This is a genomic window from Thomasclavelia sp., from assembly GCF_047249845.1.
GTDB lineage: Bacteria > Bacillota_I > Bacilli_A > Erysipelotrichales > Coprobacillaceae > Thomasclavelia.
On sequence record NZ_JBKTWO010000180.1, the window covers coordinates 1 to 1,218 of the forward strand.

Sequence of the window (1,218 nt, forward strand, 5' to 3'; positions counted from 1 at the left end):
ATTCTAAATCAACCCAGCCATTGTTATTAGCATAACCCCAGCCATTTTTTTCTTTAGTGATGGTTAGTTGGGTACCATTTGCATAAGCAGTAATTTTAGCACTGCCAACACTTGGTTTTTTACGACAATTAACACCACTTTTAGTATTTACCTTAACTTTATAATTTACAGCTTTTTCATTGCTTATTGGCTTTGATGGCTGATTATTTGAAATACTTCCATCATAATTAGGTTGGATATAACCTCTAATACTTGCATTTCCTACATTAATAACTCTACGACCTACAGCATTACTTTTATTACCTTCAATAACTGTAATTTGATTATTTGTGACACTTTCAACAATTCCTACATGTTCTGGCCAACCATCTTGATTATCCCAATCATACATAATAATATCCCCAACATTAGGACTACGTTTACTATCTTCATTCCAAATCTTCATCTGTTTAGCTAGTTCAATCATTTCACCACATGAACATTCAAGTGGAATAAATTTAGTCAAATGGGCTTTAATTACACAAGCACTAACAAAAGCAGCACACCAGTTATCACTGTATTTTACTTTATAGCTTCTTGCTCGAGGAAAATGGTTATTATAAACATCGATAATTTGTTTATATGAATCATCTTTTTCATTTAATCCAATCCAAGATCTTGCATATTTTAATAATGTTTCTACATTTGATATTTTAATCACCTCCTTAATTTATCTTATTCATTTATAATTTTAAGCTTTAGTATGCTTTTATTAATTCATTCATAATTTTATCAATACTGTATATATAAGATATTGACAGTATTGATAAATATCGTTATACTGTATATGTAAGATCTATACAGTATATTATGTTACGAGGTGAATATTCATGGAAATTATACTTAGTAATTCAAGTTCAAAACCAATTTATGAACAAATTGTCATTCAAATCAAAGAACTGATTATGCAAGGCAAATTAAAACCAAACGATCCTTTACCTTCTATGCGCAAGTTGGCAAAAGATCTTCATGTTAGTATTATTACGACTCAAAGAGCCTATGATGAATTATCAAACGATGGCTTTATTGTAGTTATCCCTGCTAAAGGAGCATTTGTTGCAACCCAAAATAAAGATTTTATTCAAGAAGAAAATCGTCGTAGAATTGAAAAAACACTTCTTGATGTTTGCACTCTTGCAAAACAAAATGGAATTTCAAAAAAAGAGTTAATGACAACTC

The 1,218-nt window shown here is 29.8% G+C and carries 2 protein-coding genes; one reads left to right on the top strand and one right to left on the bottom strand.

From position 1 onward, the window contains the following. Positions 1–700 (bottom strand): CHAP domain-containing protein (locus ACLR9T_RS14565; RefSeq protein WP_413110168.1); only part of this gene is annotated, 700 nt, incomplete at its 3' end. Between the two features lie 169 nt (positions 701–869). Here ACLR9T_RS14565 and ACLR9T_RS14570 point away from each other — a divergent pair. Continuing rightward, the coding region (locus ACLR9T_RS14570) for a GntR family transcriptional regulator (RefSeq protein ID WP_413110169.1) at positions 870–1,218 on the top strand (349 nt) is incomplete at its 3' end.